Source organism: Shinella granuli (assembly GCF_004341885.1).
GTDB classification, from domain to species: domain Bacteria; phylum Pseudomonadota; class Alphaproteobacteria; order Rhizobiales; family Rhizobiaceae; genus Shinella; species Shinella granuli.
Window position 1 is genome coordinate 1 of sequence record NZ_SLVX01000045.1, and the last position, 17,480, is coordinate 17,480.

Genomic DNA, 17,480 nt, shown 5'->3' on the forward strand with positions numbered 1-17,480 from the left:
CGTCTCGTCATAGTCTCTCCTGTTCCCGGCATCTAAGCCGAAGTCAGGCAGAAACTCCACTTATCCCCGCTGTGCAGATTTCCCGAGCCAGCTCTCCAAAGCCGAGCCATCCGCAGCGACCGGCGGCAGCGACTGCCGTACCCTGCCGGCAACGGCATCTTCTGCCTGCCGCCAGACCGGCGAGGCGGCTTCGAGCACGGTTCGGCGAACCTCCTGCGCCGTTGCCCTGAAATCCCGTAAGCCCTTTTCCTTAAACTTTCGGGACAGGCGTGTGTTCAGGTTCTCAAAGGTTTCGGCCTCGATCCGCCGTGGTTCCGAGCAGAAATACCCGTAGGATAGGCTGGGCTTGTACGCGATCGTATGGACCTTGTCGTCCGGTAGCGGCCCTATATCGACAGGGGAGAACAACACAGAATTGCTGACGACGCTTGCTGCGTTGTAGGCGGTATTGAAGGCCGCACAGTCGCGCATGGATGGCGCAGCATAGAACACCTGACCCGGATAGCGCCCCTCCCAGTCAATCAGCAGCTGATGCTGATCCGACATATCCCGGCGCATGAGCGCAATCCTGAAGAACTCAAGCGTCAGACCGGGACACAGGCCGCCCGCGATCTCAAAGGCGCTGGTGCGGATCATCAGCTCCGGGAGCTTATACTGAAAGAACAGGGGAACCGCAGGGAATCCAATCTGCACGTCATAGCCCAGCGTCGCCTCCTGCACGAGGTTGGGAAAGACCGGCGCCCCGGTGGGGGCCGAGGCCGAACCGCGGATCAGGTTCTCTGTGAAAGCGTAGCCAAAAGAAAATTCCGTATATCCAACCTTCATTATCGCCCAAACCGCCCTTTCGTCTTATTAAAATTTGTGGCTCAGACGCTTGAAACTACCACCCGGAATCGCGCCTGCGTTGTCTTGGTCAGGAACAGCTCCGTCGTGGCCAGCAACCGCAATATATCCGGTGTTACGGTCTCGGCCGTCGCCCCCGGCTGCACCAGCACAACCTCAAAATCGACCTTCGCGCGCCGGGCCTTTTCCTTGAAATAGGAAAGCAGCTTCATATCGCCCTTCAGGAAGCGCGACGCGCCCTGCTTCGACCATGTCTCATGCCGCCGCTTGAGATCGACATAGAGGCGGGGCAGCCCTCCATGCTTGACCGCCATGCTCTTCTGAGCCTGGCCGCAGAGCGTATAGAAATTGCGGATGTCAGCCGAGATGCGCCCGCCATGCGCATTCTTGCAGTGGATGAGACAGAGCCTGATGTCGTCGCCGGTATCCTTCAGGGCGACAAGGTCGGCGGCCTCCCCGTGCCCGTCATCGTTGAAGATCAGGTCGAACTCGTCCTCGATATGCTGAAAGGCCCGATACTGAATCGTGTCCCGGTCTCCGGCCCTGTTCATCGATTCCCGGTTGAGCGGAATGCCCGCCCAGTCCCAGGCCTCCAGTGACTCCTTCGGATAGGTCGCGGGTTCGAGCGGGGTGGGTATGTGGTAGCAGTTGTAGGAGTGCGTGCCGTCGGCATAACGGACGATGAAGGGATCGGTGAGGAGATATTCCTCAAGCGGCACGGCCTCCGCCGCATGCGCCTTCTTGAATTTCAGGCGGGGACCGGAGACCCATTCGTGGCTGTATCCGCCGGGCAGGTCCGCCGCGATGCGTAGCCGGTAGGTGGAGCGCGAGCCCTCGGTTGCGATGTCGATATCGATCGCGCCGTCGTCGCCCACGGCTCCGATGCCAAGGTCGATCAGGAAGACCGGCACCTCGGTGCTGTCAAACAGCATGAACTGCCTGTCGCTAAAGCGCATCTGCGCCTGTTCGCCCCATTGCACTGCGATCGGATATGCGCCGTATGGCGCTGTCAGCTTCTGGGGTCGCAGGAAGTCACGCGTAATGTTGGAGTCCAGTTCGACGTCCGAAGACACCTTGGTCCAGGTGCGATTGCACCATTCCATCCATGTGGAGATGGTGCCTGATTTCTGCTGCCAGATTTTCCCTTTGCGCTGCGTGCCGCCCCAAAGGACCCGTTCGCCGTCCTCGTAGCCCAGACAGGCGATGTTGTTGAGCTGCGATTCCGCCTTCTCGATACTCGCCAGACCTTCCGTCACGTTCGGCCCGAAATATGACGTGAAGCTGATCGCGCCGATGCGCGATGATCCCATACTTTTGACGAGAGGCATCTCGACATTGTTGAGAATGCGAAAGACCGCCGGGCCGCTGAGAAGCTCCGTTTCATCGGAGGTGATCGCCCGGGCCATCCGCTCCGTGCGCAGCCCCTGGTAATCGCTGGCATAGATGAACAATGCGCCGGCGGTCTTATCCCATCGGGCGAGAAGAAGATCGTAGACCGAATTCTCCAGGTTCTGGTAGTTTCCCCAGTCCACGGTCGAGGTGCGGTGCACCACCGCGACGAGCAGGTTGTTCTCCTCATCAAGGGCGTACCAGCTCTCGGCGTCGCCCGGCAGAACTTCGGCATAGTTGAGCGGCGACCAATCCTCACATTTCGTGCGGAATATCTGGGTCGACAGGGCCGGGCGAAGATTCCAGAGCGACAACTGGGCATGAAGATCGCCCCGTTCCTTCAGGCTCATCACGACATCCTGAAGCCGCAGTTCCTCGTGGATGCGCTCTTCGCTGAGCCGCTTGATTAGCACGTCCCAGTCAGCCCCCTCGGCATAAAGAGCGGCCAGCTTGGCTTCCGCTTCCGGGTCCGCGATGTTCGCGACGACGGTCGCTTCCCCGATCGTGCCGGTGGCGCCCTTGCGCGTGAACCTCCCGATGAACTGAAGCGTGACCGCCAGCGATTTATGCGTGTCATGCAGGGCGGCGATTTTAAGATTGGGAAGGTCGAACCCTTCGCCGAGCATGTCGACGCAAACCACGATACGTGCACCGGCCGCGCTGCGGTCTAGGACTTTATCCAGCGCGACCGCGTTGATCAGCCGCCGTCCGGGGCCGGAATAGACGATGACCGGATGAAACTCCGGAGCAAGTTCCCGGTACAGCGCCAAAACGATATCGGCCCGGTCCCTGTTCCGGGTACGGGCCATAAGCAGGTGGTCGAATCCCAGCTCGTCGCGGTCCTCACGAAGGACGGCGACGGCCTTTTCGGCGATGGCGCGATCCCGGGCGACATCATCGCCGTATTCTTCAACGGTCCGTAGATTGATAGGCCGGTAATATCCCGCTTTCTGGGCATCGCCGAGCTTGTAATTGAAGATAATTTTACCGTCGACGCGCTTGCCGTCCCGGCGAAATGGCGTTGCCGTGAATTGCAGAATCCGCTTGTCGAGGAACCTGTTCCGCACCGCCGCCCAGGTAGAGGCGGTGACATGATGAGCCTCGTCAACGAAGATGTCGCTGCACTGATCGAGCAGATAGGTGAGCGCTTCGGGCGCAAAGCTGTTGAGGCTGTCCGGCAGCGCCACGATCACGTTGGCCTTTCCGACAAGTGCGCGACAGTCGTCGATCGATCGCAAGCCCGTCGTGATCTTTGCAACATGCGGGCCGGAAAGTTGCCGGGGGACGACGCCCGCGTCGGGCAGCACGCCGAGCGTCACGAACTTCTCTGATATTTGGGTTCTGAGCGCGTCCGAGGGCACAAGAACAAGGGTCCGGCGCAATTGCCTGTAGACCTGCGTCGCGAGCATGGTTTCGGTTTTGCCGGTCCCTGTCGGCAGGACGACCGTGGCCGGCTCGAACTCCTCGCCCACCGCGAAATGTGCTGAAATTGCATGCAGCGCGCCAATCTGCGGCATCCGCAATCCCGTTTCCCGTTCTTCCTCGTTCTCGACGCGGAACGTGAATTTATTACGCCATAGCGCGAGAACCTGCTCAGGGGTCGCGGCGTAGTCTTCAAGAGCACGCGCACTATCCCAGAAAAGCGCCGTGCTGTCGGTCAGATCGCCCAAGCCTGATAACTGCCCGGTGTTTAGCACCGGCAGTGCCGAAGCAATCCGGCGGGCACCTTTCTGACGCAGAAGTAACTGATCGTAAGGTGGGGCCAGGTCGGTTTTAATCAGATCGTGTCCCTTATACTGCGAAGGGGCAATCTGCGCGCGACAACGGGCGCCACGAAACGGACGTTGACAAATCACATTGCCACCGACTCTGATCTTACGTTCAGGTAATGGCGGCAGCACGAGATCGCCCTGCCAATCCGGAAATAGTGTCATGCGCCCCCCTTGGCGGATGATTCACTGTAGCTGTTCTTTCTCGGCAGTGGCAACGATCGGACAGCCGGTGTTCGCACTGGAGCGCCACATTGGTTTGATTATGTAATTATTGAGGGTACTCCTGCGGCTTCCTGGGACTCATACGCGCGAAGGATGGTCACCCGCATGGGCCGAGACGCCGGGCGGCTCGGGGCATGTCACGCCCTAGCCCTTGCGCAGGCGGACCGCCTACAGCCTGGTCCCGCCGGGACGCGCCTGAAATCTACCCCTTCATCCCTGACGAGCCGCCCGACGGACCACCCTCGGGACTCGGCGCACCGAGATGCTCATCCGCCGCCGCGCTGTAGGCGCGGTATAAAAGCGCCTGCGCTTCCCTGACCTGCGCATACCAGACCGGATTCAAAAGTACCGCACTGTGCTGCACCAGCTGGCGCTCAATCAAATCCACCACCAGCTGCGTCACATGCATGGCTTCATGACAGCCGAACGACCCCGGCCCGAACCGCTCTTCCAGAGAGGGCCTATCCGGCCTGTCCTTCGCTTCGTCCCTTCGCCGTTCCTCCAGTGCCTCGAGACGGTCTTCTTCATACATCTCCATCGCCCACAATCTCCTCTACGGCTCCCTTCTGACTTAGGTTGCCGCTTTTCATGATTTCCCTCTTCATGATCTGCATTCACTGCAAGAGATTCAGGTCCAGCAGCGACCGGGCATACTTCTCAATAAAGCGCCGCGCATGCTTCATCCCGTCGCCGAGCTCGGCTTCGCTGATCTCATGGGCGCGATGGATGATCCCGTCCCGCCGCCCGACCAGGGCGCTCAGGGGGTCACGGTAGGAAAGACGCTGCGGAGCCTGCAGCACGCCGATCCGTTGCAACGCAGCCTGCAGAGCGCCGAGCGCTTCTCGCGGCCCGAGCGTTTCAGTACCATTCTCGCGAAAGGCCGACAGCGCCAAGTCCTCGCGCCGCTCGAACAGTCCATACAAAAACATTTCCACCGCATGCACTGTCGCGATGGCGGCAAGCCGCCGGTTGTTAGCGCCGCCTTCCAGCCGCAGCTCTTCCGCCTTGCGGAAGAAATCCCGCGCCATCAGGAGAAAACCATCCACCTGCGGCAACATCTCGTTCTGACGCGCGAGATACTCGAGCACCATGGCGGCGACGAAATCCTCCGTCCATGGCTCCGCCTGCCAGCCTCCCAGCACAGTCTGGCCTGAAACTAGCCAAGCATCACCAGCCGCCAGCACATGAGGCACGTCATCGACAAGATCGGACCGGCGAATGGCTTCCATCGCGAGGGTTGTGGCAATGACATCGGAAGCAGCCTCTCCCACATCGCGCGGAAGTGCGCCCACATCAGGAACGACCTGCGTGATCAGCCACGAAACCGCTTGCCTGATAGCATCGTGATAGCGGTCATCGCCAAGCCGCTGCAGCGCGACGGTGGCAAGAGCTGTAGCGCGCACGGCGGGGCGGGTAGCCCCGTCTCTGGCTTCGTTCCAAAAGCCTTGCGCATCCTGGCGGCGCACAAGGCGGTCGGTCAGTACAGCTATTTCCCGGCGCAGGTCGCCGACGAGTTTCGGGCTTCGCGAACAACGCCAGAGTGTGTAGCCGATGTCTTCGACAGGAGCGGCGGCTTGTCCATCACCAGCGCCGAGCGCGATCATATGCGCTGCGCATTCTGCCAGCGCGCCGTGAAGTCGTACGGCTTCCGTCGCGCTCCCGTAGAGGTCGAGGAACCATGCCAGCGAGTAGGACCAGTCGGCAGGCAGGTTTTGCCCATCATTGTCCCTCGCGACGACGGCAACGACGGCATTGCGCCCTTCGGGCGTACGGGGTTCAATTCCCAGGATCGGGTATAATTCAGGGGTCGGCTGTTGGAGGATGCGGACCGGTACCAGCGACAGGGCTTTGTCGAGGGTCGGCGGAAAATTCTGTAACTCTTCCGCCAGCTCGTCAGCTTCTCTCCGTCGTCCCTCCCGACGCGCCTCGACATACTCCGCAGCAACGACGGTCACGGTGCGCTGCGCGCGTTCAGCTGTGCCGGTGGCAATCAGTTCCGCTGGAATGTCGCCATCTTTGATCGCCCAGTGCGTACGGTGCTGTTCGAACTGCTCAATGCCTAGCTGTTCGGCAACTCTTAAAACCTCCGCCCGATCGAGATAGGCATGCTCGACGTCGGGCTCAAATGTGAAGGCCAGTTCGCGCGCGCGCCGGACGATATTGCGGATGCGGCCATGCCTGACCACGCGGGCATGCGGGCCGCCTGCGCCGACTTCGTACATCAACAGGGCCGGTAAATCTTCCAGGCGGCGCAATGTTTCAGGGCGGGCGAGGTCGATTTCCTCGGCCTCTACGCCGCTGTATTCCTTGAACCGGTCTATGGTCATTGTATAAGGCGGCGTTTCCCACCACTCGCCGTGGCCGGAGACAAGCAGATTAAACATGCATCACTATCGGCCCATGCCGCCTTTCTAATTATTTCTTTGAAATTATGAGAATATGTGTACTCACACTACCCTAATCTCGTAAATAGCAAAGAGCGCCTTGCTGTCTCTTTAAAAAAATGGTATTATGTGTACCATGAGTGCACTAAAAGAAGACAAGCTAAAGAGCGTCCTCGAAGCCGTCCCGGCGGGCTTCGTCGTCGACGCCCTATGGCTGGAGGCTCACGGCGTCAGCCGGTTCCTGACCCGCAAATATATAGACAGCGGCTGGCTGGAGCGCCTTGAGCGCGGGGTCTTTCGCCGTCCGGCCCCGCAGCCGGTCCCGCTCGATTGGCAGACCTGCCTGCTCTCCATCCAGCATATCATGAACTACCCGGTCCATGCCGGCGGCAGCACCGCCCTCGGCCTGCAGGGATACAGCCACTATCTGCCGCTCGGCACGTCCCCGCCCGTGTGGCTCTACGGCAGCGCCATCCCGTCATGGCTCGCGCGCATCAAGCTCGACGCGAAGCTGGTGCCGCGCAGCCTCAATCTGTTCAACGACCCGGCGCTCGGCCTTACCGAAAGCAAGCCCGGCAGCGCCAACACATTGCCCTGGGGCTGGGCGCTGCGCATCTCCACGCCGGAGCGCGCCATCCTTGAAGCCCTCGACGAACTGCCGGACCACGAGAGCTTCCACAATCTCGATATGGTGTTCCAAGGGCTCGCGACGCTGAGCCCTCGCCGCTTGTCGGCGCTGCTGCACAGCTGCCGCAAGATCAAAGTGCGCCGCCTGTTCTTCGTCTACGCGGATCGCCACAAACATACCTGGCGCGAACGCCTCAACCCGGACGAGTTCGACCTCGGCACCGGCGACCGCGCGCTGGTGAAGGGCGGCAAGATCCATCCCCGCTACAGGATCATGGTGCCTGCGGAATTCATGCCCGCGACAGGAGAGACCGATGGCCCGTGAACTCTATGCCGCACAGGTTTCCCTGCTGGTACGCCTGCTGCCGTTCATCGAACCCGAGAAGGTCTTTGCCCTCAAAGGCGGCACGGCCATCAACCTCTTCTACCGCGATATGCCGCGCCTGTCGGTTGACATCGACCTGACCTACCTGCAAGTGCGCGACCGCGCCGATAGCCTCGCCGACATCAATGAAACGCTCGACCGGATCATGGCCGCCGCAAGCAACGGCATTACAGGTCTTGATGCCCGCCGGATCGAAGGCGGCGGCGGCGGCGCAACCCGCATCCGCGCCCGGCTCGGCGCCGCCGAAATCAAGATCGAAACCTCGCCCGTCACGCGCGGCGTGGTCCACGATCCCGAACGGCGCGAAGTGTCCGCCACGGTGGAAGAAGAATTCGGATACGCGGCGTTGCAGGTCGTCTCTTTCGAAGACCTGTTCGGCGGCAAGCTCCATGCCGCCATGGACCGCCAGCACCCGCGCGATCTGTTCGACGTGAAGCTGCTCTATGAGAACGAAGGGCTCACTGACGCGCTGTTCCGGACCTTCCTTGTTTACGTCGCAAGCTCTCCCCGCCCGGCACACGAACTGCTCCGGCCCAGCCTCAGCAGCCTTGATGAGCCCTATACCCGCGAGTTCATCGGCATGACCACTATCCCCGTCACTCTCGACGACCTTGTAGCAACAAGGGAACGGCTCATCGCCGATATCGGCGCGCGCCTTGACGCAGGTGCCCAGAGATTCCTGACCACGTTGCACGACGGCGCGCCGGATTTTGAAGCGATCGGACTGACGCAGGCAGCGGACCTTCCCGCCGTGCGCTGGAAACTGCTGAACCTGAAAAAGCTCGCTGCCGACAACCCTGCCAAGCACAAGGCGCACAGGGAAGAGCTCGAAACGCTCTTCATCTGAAGGAGAACGAATAAATGCAAATGGAGCCGTCCTGGCGCTTCGATACACCCGGCCCCCTGCCAATCGAAGCCGTGCGCGCGTTCGACACACTGATCGACAAAGTGGTGGCGCAGGGCAACCGCTGGAGCATGCTCGAACATTTCAAAGGCCACTTCGGTGGATCGGGCGGCAGTTCTTCCGAAAGCTGGGCCGAATCCGACCTGAATATGCTCATAAGGCAGACCGCAGAGAATGCGCCGCTATTCATCGAAGCCTTCTACGAGGCATGCGAAGCGCTGCGCGGCGAGGGCAGCGTTGCAGTGCCTGATGTCGGCCGCATGAACCGCATTCTGCGGGAGCATAGCGTCGGATACGAAATTCGGCCGCCGGAGCTGATCGCCGTCGGCCTGCATCAACCGATCGCTGTGCCCGAACGCTACCAATCACTCGACGAGCAGGCACAGGAGATCGTCCAGAAATCTCTACTCCAATCCGAGAAACTGCTGGCCGAAGGCCATCCCCGGCAGGCCGTACAGGAAATCCTGTGGCTGATGGAATCCGTTGTAACGGCCTTCAAAGGCCTCAGCACCGGTGAGTCTACGATTGCAGAAAAGTATTTCAACAAGATCGCAAAGGAGTTGCAGGCGAAGAAGAAGGGGCAGACGATCGAGCAGGTTCTTGCTTGGCTCACCACCCTGCACGGCTATCTCTCATCACCCACCGGCGGCGGCGTCCGCCATGGCGTCGACTTGAAAAGTGGCATCACGATCGACGCCGACGAAGGCCGTCTCTACTGCAACCTGATCCGCAGCTACGTCACCTTCCTCATGGCCGAGCATGAACGGATGAGCCGGGGCATCCACGAACAACGCGTATAAATGACTGCCTACCGCTCCCTCTCAAAATCCTTATCCCCGTCACGGTCATTGCCACGGTCGCGTGTGGCACGCGAGGGCCTCAATCGTCGTGTATCCGATCCGCTCGCACTCGCAGCGTGGTTGCTATCACGGGCCGCATTCTGGAACTTGTCCGCCAACGGCAATTCGGTCCAGTGCGGTTCTGGTGCCTGCTTGGCCTCCACTTCAATATCGGGTGCTCGCCGACCTGTCCGGTTCCGGCGACGAGCCGCACCTTCACCACTGTCCCCACCACGCCCGCCGCGCGCGCTCTCACCCTTGCCAGACTTACCAGCCTCAACCTGCTCGGCCCGCTTATCCACGGCCTCTCCGAACACCTTCCGTAGAGCGCGCCGATCATCGGCAGCTTGCTGATGATCGCCAGCACTGTTCTCCTGATCCTGACGACGATCATCATGCTGATCATGATCGCGCTGCCGATCGCGCGCCCGGTAACGATCCTTTGCCTTGTGCGGCATGGCCGATCGACCCTTCGGCTTTAGGGTCAGATTAAGCGCGGGCATGTGGCCGTGCCCCTGACGCTGCTGAATACGCTCCTGTTTGCGCTGCGCCACCTCATAGCTTTTGAGCTCGCGCGCCTCAATCTGCGCCAGCGCTCGGACCGCGCGTGCGGCATCAATCGCCTGCAAGGTATGCCGATGTTCGAGTACGCGACGTGCTTCCGCCTGCTTCTCTGCGAGCGCGGTCTTCTCCATCTGGAAGGCCGTGTAACGCTGTGCATCACGATGTTTATGAAGCTTGTGGATGACAAAACTAACGCCCGTGACCCGCCCAAGAAATGCCGCCAGGCCGGTGGGTTTCGCAGCGGCGCGAGCCTCCTTCAGGCGTCGAGCTTCCTCCAGATAGCGCGTGCGCAACTGTCGCCGCGCTGCCAGCTGCTCTTGCGACAGCGCGTCGACCTCGTGCCGATGCCGCGCCTTCATGGTGCCCTGGGCCGCCTCGACCTTCTCCCTTCGCGCTGCCTGCGCAGCTTTCAGAAGGTCGAGCTTCTTGGCGTCCCGCCCGGATTTGACAAAATCCTCCCGCGCCTGGCGGTGCGATGCCACCAAGGCCTTCGCCTCTTCGACGGAAGGCAACGTCTCCGGCGGGAAGTCCCTCTCCAGGAAAGCGCGGATGTCTTTCGTTCGGATGCTGCGATCATCGATCAGTTTCGGCAGCGCATTCATGTTGCCGTACAGATCGACCAGCACATAGGGCCGGTTGCCGGTGGCGAGCACATAGCCCATCTCTTCCAGCGCCCGCACGAAGGCGCGCGGGGTGTCGCTGCGCTTCCAGGCGGCAGTGATCGCGGCCATGCGCTCTTCTTTGGTGAGGCCGGAATTGCGCTCCTGCTGCGCCTCGTAGAGCGAATTTTTCTTCCGGTCGTCGCCGCTGCGCTCGTAGCCGGCAGGAAGGGTCAGCCCATGATCGCGAGCGAACTCCCGCGTGACCATCATCAGCTTGTCATGATCGAAGGGCTGGTGGATGGCCTTGCCAGCCTGCGCATCGATGCGCGACCAGACAATGTGACAATGCTCGCGCCCCTCCTTGATGTGGAACACCAGGGCGCGGGGCTGAGCCGTCAAACCGAGCGCTTCTTCGACGCGCGCGGCATAATCGCGATACTGATCGCGGCTGAGCTGCCCCTGACCGAGATCGGGATTGACCGACAAGCTGTAGAGGTAATTCCGGCACTTGGTTAGGGAATGCGCGATCGCCTCCCATTCGGCGAACGCGCCGTGCAGGTCATCCGCGACCGCGCCGCGTAACTCGGCCAGCTCGACATATTCATTGTCGTGCGCGTTGAGCAGATGGGTGGCGAGATCCTGCCCGCCGGCACGCTGGCTCGCCTTGGGGATCATGGTTTTCGCCCCAAGGCAGCGAGGCAGGCGGCACGGATTTCGCGAAGGTCGCGAAGGGCCTCATCAAGCAGCGCGGCGTCGAGATCAGCATCGACGCCGACCGCCCCCAGGCGGTCATGCAGGCGCGCGGTTTCGGCAAGAAGGCGCGCGACTGTCTGCTGCTCGACGGGAGCCCGCCGGGTCTGGCGCGGCGCATCCTGGTCGAAGACGGCTTGGGTGATGAAGGCATTGACGGACAGGCCGGAGGCCTCGACACGCGCGCGAAACGCCTCCCGCAACGCGGTGGGCGGGCGATAGGATATCGGTGCAGCGCGTGTCTCTTTCTCCGTCATGCATCAACACGTAGCCGCATTGATCGGCACCAGACCGCGCGCAAACCGCGCTTGCCGATCCGTCTTCGACTGGCGACACACCTGTCGCAGCCGCCGCCGGGTCCAGGGGCGCAGCCATGCCCCTGGTCGATGGGATCGCAAAGGGAGAGCAGACATCTCGCCTTTGCTCGAAGCCGGTGCCGAAACACCGGTCGTGGTTCAGGACACGAAAGTCCTGGCCGTGGTTGCAAGGGGCGCGGATAGCCCTTTGCGCGATGGGTCCAGGGAGAGCGGCAGTCTCCATGGTCGTGATGCAACGCCGAAAACGTTGCGCTCAGCCGGGATGGGTTCGACACCCAAAAGCGCCAGCGCCCGGCTGAAAGCATCCGTTGGACCGAATACGCCACAAGCGGATTCGCAGCCTTACGGATGCCCTGAGGGGGGTCTGCGGGGGACTGGAGAGTCCCCCCAGCAAGGTGCGCGTGGTAGTACCACGCACACCTTGTACTCATCTCTGGGATTGCCCCTCATACTATAATTATAGCAGAGCAGCGGTGCTGAATGGAAATGTACATCCACTCAATCTGTAATGTGGCTGGAGTGTACATCACAATATTATTGATCTCAACGGCGCGCGGTTTTGACGAGGAAAAGGTCCCCGAAACTGCACGACATTCATCGCCATCACTTAGTGGCACCCTGACCCTCTCTGGAATGTACATCACAATCCGACGAGGTCCGGTGCAGAAGGATGGTTCGCGATGAACATGCAGTCTGCTCCGGCGCTCCTGTCGATCAAACCCACCCGCGACACCTATGATCGATTCCAGCAGGCATACGAGCATTTTAACAAGACGCTGTTTGGCAATGAGTTGCCGAACGCGCTGATCACCCTGCAACGTCGCAAGGGAACATTCGGTTATTTCTCCGGCGATAGATTCAATAACAACGAGGGCCGGGCTGCCGATGAGATCGCGCTCAATCCTGCCCGTTTTGGTGATCGTCCCCTGATCGATATCCTCGGCACGCTGGTCCACGAGATGGTGCATCTTTGGCAGCATCATCAGGGGACCCCAGGACGCGGGCGCTATCATAACCGCGAGTGGGCTGACAAAATGAAGAGCGTCGGCCTGCATCCCACCGACACCGGCGAAGAAGGCGGCAAAGAGACCGGCGAGACGGTCACTCATATGATCGTTTCCGGCGGCGCATTCGAGCACGCCGCCCAGAAGCTGATAGCTAAGGATTTTGCGATCAGCTGGAAGGAAGCGCCGGCTGCGCCGCTTCCAAATTCCAATGGCGGCGACGAAGTGGCTGTGAAGCCAAAGAGCGGCAAGCGATTGCGCTCTGCCTGCCCGGGCTGCGACCTCAAAGCCTGGGCGAAGCATGATGCCCGGCTTGTCTGCGGTGATCACATGGTGCCGATGGCGGTCAGCGCTTGAGCCCAGCCCAGCCTGAAAATCGGGCGCGAACCTCCGGTCCGCGCCCTTTTTTCTTGTCCGCAGCACGCGGCTAGAACAGTGTCATCTGCCGCGCTTTCTCCTGCTGCTCCTTCCATGACTTTGTCTCGGCGGCTTGGTCGAGCCAAGCCTGCACAAACGCGACCGGTCCACCAGCCTCGGTGATCGTCTCCGCGTCGATAAACCGAGATCGGTATCCTGTCTCAGTTATCGGCAGGGGTGCACTCTCTGGCGCTACGGTATTCACCTGTAGATGCGCCGTACTGAAGACCCCTTCGGTTCCCAGCCAGTTCTGCTCATACCGGACTTCAAGCGATAGACCCCGCCAAAGGATGGTGTGGGTTTCAAGGGAGCGCGTCATGACGCGCTCCCGATTTCGTTCCGGTAATGGGACGCTGCGCATTGGTCGCAGCTGTCATAGTCGATCCCGGCATTACGGCACCAGTGCCGCATGTCCGCCAGCAGATCGGTGATGGCTTCTTCGTCGTAGGCCGGCTTCTCGCCTCTGGCCCAGGCTGCCCGCGCCAAAGCGGCGCGGGCGGTTTCGATGTGAAGTGATATGGTCATGATGTTTCCCCCCTTCGGGCAGTGAGGGGGCGCTTACGCGCCCGCCTCCTGATCGGTGTTGTCCTCGGCGGGAACCCGGAGGATGACGCGGCCGCCATTGACGGGGACCAGATCGAGTTGAAGGGTGTAACCTTCGCCGTCCTTGTGATCCCAGGCGGCACCGATGCGGGTCCAGAAGGACTTCTCGCCTTTCTCGTCGACGTGCCAGGCGATAAACGCCGGGGTGCGGGACTCGCGGGCCGGTTTGCGGTTCGGGGTGTTGTTGCGTGCCATGATGTAAGCTCCTTTCGCTTGGGTTTTCCTCGACACGCCTCACCTAGGAGCGCGCGGAGAAGCGACGGGTTCACGGCTGATATGCGGGAGGGGGATCGCCCGCCTTGCAGGTCTTCCGAAAGGCGGGGACACCCGCGTATCACCCCGCAGGGGCCGGAGGGCCTTGAACCCGGTGCGCGCCCGATCAGGTTGTGGCGTGTTCAGTCGAGGGAAATCCCTTAGCGAAAGGTCGAAGCGTTTCAGCCACGCTCATCCCGAAGCAGACCGGCCCCGCTCACCGCTCCTGACATCGCCTATCATGCAAAGAAATGGCAGCCGCTCTATGGCCGCGACAACCGCTGGGATCGGGATGGCGATCACCCTCTCTCGGCTTGGTCGGTTTGGCGTCAAGACATCCATGTGCCAGCGACACCGATCAGATGCGTGCGCGCTTTCGCCCGCGACCGAAGCTTTGGTACAATTCAGGCATGACCAAAGAGGAACCGAAAAAGCCCGTCAGGAAGAAGCGCAAGCCCGGACGGCCACGGGTCGAGACAATCTACTACGTTGTTGAGATCGTGGACTGGGAGTGGAGCTTTATGTTTGGGGCGAACGTGGCGATCGATCGGGATGGCCCCTATTCCGATTACCGTCATCTGCAGCTGCGCGGGACAATGCTGCGCCCAGCAAAGGTCAAGGCCGAAACAGTTGAGCTGGTCTTCCTACCTGACCGGCGGCTGAACGAAGGCGAACGCGAGCGGGACCGGCCCATCGGTATCGGCTCGCTCAATCTGCATCGGGGCCACCTGCAGGGTATATTCCCGATGCCATCGGATGTGCTGCCGCTGTTGCTGACCATGCTGACCGCCGACAAACTGCGCTACGTGGTGATGAGTGGTGAGAAAATGCGCTACGGCAACGCGCGCATTCAGAACTTCCGCATGGAAATGAGCATCGATGAAGACGATCTGCCAGCGGAAGATTGAACCGGGACGACAAAATGCCGTCCCGGCTAAGTGCCTCACCACCAGGATGAGTAGAAGACGGTCAGACCCGCAGCGAGTGCTTCGCGCGCTTTCGTGACGAACGCCATATCGTCGGTGATCTCGCTGCCGTCGGAGCTACCAAAGAAGAAGCCGGTGGTTGAAGGCAGGCGGTGCTCGCGAATGGCGGCCTCCAGCTGGTCAAGGTCTGCTTCTATGAGCTGCAGGTTGACGCAGTTGAAGTTCGCGTCGCTGCCGCCCTTGCTGCGGTAAAGCTGTTCCATCCAGCCATGCAGGTTCGGATGCTTACGCCAGTAGTGGATTTCGCTGGCCTCATCGATTTTAAAGTCCACCGGCGCGGCAGGCTGTGCGGTGGTGGTGTGAGCGTACATATCAAGTCCCATTGTTTTTTCCTTTCGTTGTTGTTGCTGTCCCGAAGGACGCGGACGAAAGGCCGGGCGGCGGCAGCCGCAGCCGTCATGGGCAACACGGGCCTACGCCCAAGGGCTTCGGCCCGCAGGCGGGGGCTGGCGCGGGCAGACCATTGACGGCAAGGCGACGCCCGGCAGAACGCGGATCATTCCGGAAGGGTCAGCAGACGAAAGGAAACAGGGACTGCTATGTTCACGCACGCGCCGCACGCGGTTTGTGCGCGGAATCCAAGCGGGAAGCCCTGCGATACTCGATGCATCACCAATCGAGGATGAGCACCGATGGACAGCTTTTATACCGACTTCACGCGCGACGTCGCACGCGGCGTGTCCACGCGGTTCCTTCATCAGCAGACGGTGCCGCAGGCGCGCTGGCTCAAACCTGCCGAGGTGGCGACCAATTCGGCCACTGCCTACGATCCGGCGAACCCCGGTCGCAAGATCATGGTCGGCGCGTTGGGCTCGAAGCTGATCGGGATCGAAGATAACCGGCATATGATGACGGTGGCAGGATCACGGACCGGTAAGTCCGTCACGCTGGTCGCCAACCTGATGTTCTATCCCGGCTCCGTGCTGGCGCTTGATCCTAAGGGCGAGCTAGCCAATCTGACCGCGCGCCGTCGGGCCGTCCTGGGCCAGACCATCCACGTGCTCGACCCCTTCAACACCTGCGCGCCGCATGCGGCGGCGTTTCGGAAGCGCTATAATCCGCTGGCGGTTCTTAAGCCCGACAGCGCCACCATCATCGAGGATGCGGGCATGATCGCTGATGCGCTAATCGTACCGGCGGGCAAAGACCCGCACTGGGACGAAAGCGCCCGCAATTTCCTCGAAGGTCTTATCCTGCATGTGGCCACGGCGCCGCAATTCGAAGGCGAGCGCACGCTGATCGCTGTGCGCAGCCTGCTGCGCGACGCGCTATTAGGCAATGACGGTGAAGAAGACGGGTTCGCGCTGGAACTGGCGATGTTCGCTAATGCGGAGCGCCTGCAGGACGACGCCGATAAAGCTGACATTGCCAACGCGATCGAGAGCGCGGCGCGTGAGTTTTACGAGAAGCCGGTCAATGAACGTGCAAGCGTTCTATCGACCACGCGCCGCCATACCAAGTTTCTGGATTACCGCGCGATGCGCAGCGTGCTGTCAGGGCATGATTTCGATCTCTCTGATCTCAAATCAGCCACTGCCAGCGCCACCCTATATCTGTGCCTGCCCGCCACACGGATGGGGCTGTGCAATCGTTGGCTGCGCCTGTTCGTCAATCAGCTGATTGATGCGATGGAGCGCACGCGTGTGAAACCGGCGGCTCCCGTGTTGGTCTGTCTCGATGAGTTTCCGGTACTGGGTCATATGCGGCAGCTGGAGGATGCTGCCGGGCAGATCGCTTCGTTCGATGTGAAGCTTTGGGTATTCCTGCAGGACTGGGGTCAGGGCAAGGCGCTGTATGGCGACCGCTGGGAGACCTTTGCGGGCAATGCCGGCGTCATGCAGTTTTTTGGCAACAACGACATGATGACGATGGAGTATGTGTCCGGCAGGCTCGGCAAGACCACCGTCAGCGTCACACGCGACGGCGAGGTCAGTCCGGAACAGGGCGCTATGGGCCTGGCGGGTCGCTCGAACAGTATCGAGCTGCACCCGCTACTCACCCCCGAAGAGGTGAGCCGTCAGTTCGCCCGCAGCGACCGGCTGAAGCGGCAGCTGATCATCTGGGCGGGCCACCACCCGATGATGCTGCAGCGTGTGGAGTATTTCGATACCAGCAGTCCGTTACACGCCGTCTTTGCGGGCAAGTTTGACGCGGGCTAGCGCGCGCGCCGTCCGGCATCCTGGTCGGGCTGCCGCGCGACTATCTGCTGGTACTGCAGATCATAGAGATAGCGACCGAGCGCGGGATTATCGGCGACTTCCATCGCCAGCGTTGCGGCGGTGCGCCCTTTCTTGTCACGAATCCGCGCGTCACATTTGCCCGTGCGCACCAGCAAACGGATGATCGGCACGGCATTGCGGGCGGCGGCGTAATGCAGCGCAGTCATGCCGGTGCTGGCTTCCTGATAATTGACCTTGCTGTACCCGCTCTCCAACCACTCGGCGATGCGTTCCGTGTAGCCCTGGCGCACGGCTTCAAGGAAGGAGTCCGGCATGACAAGGTCGGGGCTGGGTGGTGTCGCCATTTAGGTCCTGTTGACAAAGTGGATTCCCAAATCAGCAGAAGCGTGATTCAAGACTGCTTTTTAGGAGGCAGTTTTGGCTCGCGGCGACCTGACAGA

The 17,480-nt window shown here is 61.1% G+C and carries 17 protein-coding genes; 6 read left to right on the top strand and 11 right to left on the bottom strand.

What is annotated here, in order from left to right; genetic code table 11:
• Window positions 1-60: 60 nt before the first annotated feature.
• From EV665_RS32525 to EV665_RS30365, 4 genes are all read right to left on the bottom strand, one after another.
• The gene (locus tag EV665_RS32525) at window positions 61-825 is read right to left on the bottom strand and encodes a hypothetical protein (protein WP_162853220.1); all 765 of its coding nucleotides are present in this window, start codon (window positions 823-825) and stop codon (window positions 61-63) included.
• A 41-nt stretch (window positions 826-866) separates the two neighbouring features.
• Window positions 867-4,166 carry a DEAD/DEAH box helicase gene (locus EV665_RS30355; RefSeq protein WP_133037019.1) on the bottom strand — a complete coding sequence of 1,100 codons (3,300 nt, stop codon included), beginning with the start codon at window positions 4,164-4,166 and terminating at the stop codon, window positions 867-869.
• 262 nt (window positions 4,167-4,428) lie between these two features.
• Window positions 4,429-4,764 carry a hypothetical protein gene (locus tag EV665_RS30360; RefSeq protein ID WP_133037020.1) on the bottom strand — a complete coding sequence of 112 codons (336 nt, stop codon included), beginning with the start codon at window positions 4,762-4,764 and terminating at the stop codon, window positions 4,429-4,431.
• A 76-nt stretch (window positions 4,765-4,840) separates the two neighbouring features.
• Window positions 4,841-6,610, bottom strand: a complete 1,770-nt coding sequence (locus tag EV665_RS30365; protein WP_133037021.1) for a prenyltransferase/squalene oxidase repeat-containing protein — start codon at window positions 6,608-6,610, stop codon at window positions 4,841-4,843.
• 136 nt (window positions 6,611-6,746) lie between these two features.
• Between EV665_RS30365 and EV665_RS30370 the strand changes: the two genes are divergently transcribed.
• The 3 genes from EV665_RS30370 to EV665_RS30380 are packed head-to-tail and all read left to right on the top strand — an operon-like array spanning window position 6,747 to window position 9,326.
• A complete protein-coding gene (locus tag EV665_RS30370) occupies window positions 6,747-7,562 on the top strand; it encodes a type IV toxin-antitoxin system AbiEi family antitoxin domain-containing protein (RefSeq protein WP_162853221.1) in 816 nt (271 codons plus the stop codon).
• Window positions 7,552-8,469 (top strand): nucleotidyl transferase AbiEii/AbiGii toxin family protein, encoded by a 918-nt coding sequence (locus EV665_RS30375; RefSeq protein WP_133037023.1) that lies wholly within the window; start codon window positions 7,552-7,554, stop codon window positions 8,467-8,469. Before EV665_RS30370 ends, EV665_RS30375 begins: the two co-directional genes overlap by 11 nt.
• Before the next feature lie 14 nt (window positions 8,470-8,483).
• Window positions 8,484-9,326 (top strand): hypothetical protein, encoded by an 843-nt coding sequence (locus tag EV665_RS30380; protein WP_133037024.1) that lies wholly within the window; start codon window positions 8,484-8,486, stop codon window positions 9,324-9,326.
• Window positions 9,327-9,334: 8 nt separating this feature from the next.
• Here the strand turns inward: EV665_RS30380 and EV665_RS30385 are convergent, their stop codons facing one another.
• Together EV665_RS30385 and EV665_RS30390 are read right to left on the bottom strand one after the other, a co-directional pair.
• Complete coding sequence (locus EV665_RS30385) at window positions 9,335-11,206, bottom strand: relaxase/mobilization nuclease domain-containing protein (protein WP_133037025.1); 1,872 nt, start codon at window positions 11,204-11,206, stop codon at window positions 9,335-9,337.
• Window positions 11,203-11,538 carry a hypothetical protein gene (locus tag EV665_RS30390; protein WP_133037026.1) on the bottom strand — a complete coding sequence of 112 codons (336 nt, stop codon included), beginning with the start codon at window positions 11,536-11,538 and terminating at the stop codon, window positions 11,203-11,205. Before EV665_RS30390 ends, EV665_RS30385 begins: the two co-directional genes overlap by 4 nt.
• 740 nt (window positions 11,539-12,278) lie before the next feature.
• On the opposite strand from EV665_RS30390, the gene EV665_RS30395 reads away from it, so the two are divergent.
• Window positions 12,279-12,959 (top strand): SprT-like domain-containing protein, encoded by a 681-nt coding sequence (locus EV665_RS30395; protein WP_133037027.1) that lies wholly within the window; start codon window positions 12,279-12,281, stop codon window positions 12,957-12,959.
• A 70-nt stretch (window positions 12,960-13,029) separates the two neighbouring features.
• Here EV665_RS30395 and EV665_RS30400 read toward each other — a convergent pair whose 3' ends face one another.
• The 3 genes from EV665_RS30400 to EV665_RS30410 are packed head-to-tail and all read right to left on the bottom strand — an operon-like array spanning window position 13,030 to window position 13,817.
• Entirely contained in the window at window positions 13,030-13,338 is a 309-nt protein-coding gene (locus EV665_RS30400) for a hypothetical protein (protein ID WP_133037028.1), read from the bottom strand.
• Window positions 13,335-13,544, bottom strand: coding sequence for a hypothetical protein (locus EV665_RS30405; protein WP_133037029.1), 210 nt, complete (start codon window positions 13,542-13,544; stop codon window positions 13,335-13,337). The genes EV665_RS30400 and EV665_RS30405 overlap by 4 nt, the downstream gene beginning before the upstream one ends.
• 33 nt (window positions 13,545-13,577) lie before the next feature.
• On the bottom strand, window positions 13,578-13,817 hold the full coding sequence (locus EV665_RS30410; RefSeq protein ID WP_056240717.1) for a hypothetical protein: 240 nt from the start codon (window positions 13,815-13,817) through the stop codon (window positions 13,578-13,580).
• Window positions 13,818-14,284: 467 nt separating this feature from the next.
• Here EV665_RS30410 and EV665_RS30415 point away from each other — a divergent pair, with 467 nt between their 5' ends.
• Complete coding sequence (locus EV665_RS30415; protein ID WP_133037030.1) at window positions 14,285-14,782, top strand: hypothetical protein; 498 nt, start codon at window positions 14,285-14,287, stop codon at window positions 14,780-14,782.
• A gap of 35 nt (window positions 14,783-14,817) precedes the next feature.
• On the opposite strand, the gene EV665_RS30420 is transcribed toward EV665_RS30415, so the two are convergent.
• Window positions 14,818-15,183 carry a phosphoglycerate kinase gene (locus EV665_RS30420; protein ID WP_133037031.1) on the bottom strand — a complete coding sequence of 122 codons (366 nt, stop codon included), beginning with the start codon at window positions 15,181-15,183 and terminating at the stop codon, window positions 14,818-14,820.
• A 309-nt stretch (window positions 15,184-15,492) separates the two neighbouring features.
• Here EV665_RS30420 and EV665_RS30425 point away from each other — a divergent pair, with 309 nt between their 5' ends.
• Window positions 15,493-17,019 (top strand): type IV secretory system conjugative DNA transfer family protein, encoded by a 1,527-nt coding sequence (locus EV665_RS30425; RefSeq protein WP_133037032.1) that lies wholly within the window; start codon window positions 15,493-15,495, stop codon window positions 17,017-17,019.
• On the opposite strand, the gene EV665_RS30430 is transcribed toward EV665_RS30425, so the two are convergent.
• Window positions 17,016-17,384: an ankyrin repeat domain-containing protein gene (locus EV665_RS30430; RefSeq protein ID WP_133037033.1), complete on the bottom strand. Its 369-nt coding sequence runs from the start codon at window positions 17,382-17,384 to the stop codon at window positions 17,016-17,018. The two genes, EV665_RS30425 and EV665_RS30430, sit on opposite strands and share 4 nt — an antisense overlap.
• Window positions 17,385-17,480 lie beyond the last annotated feature (96 nt).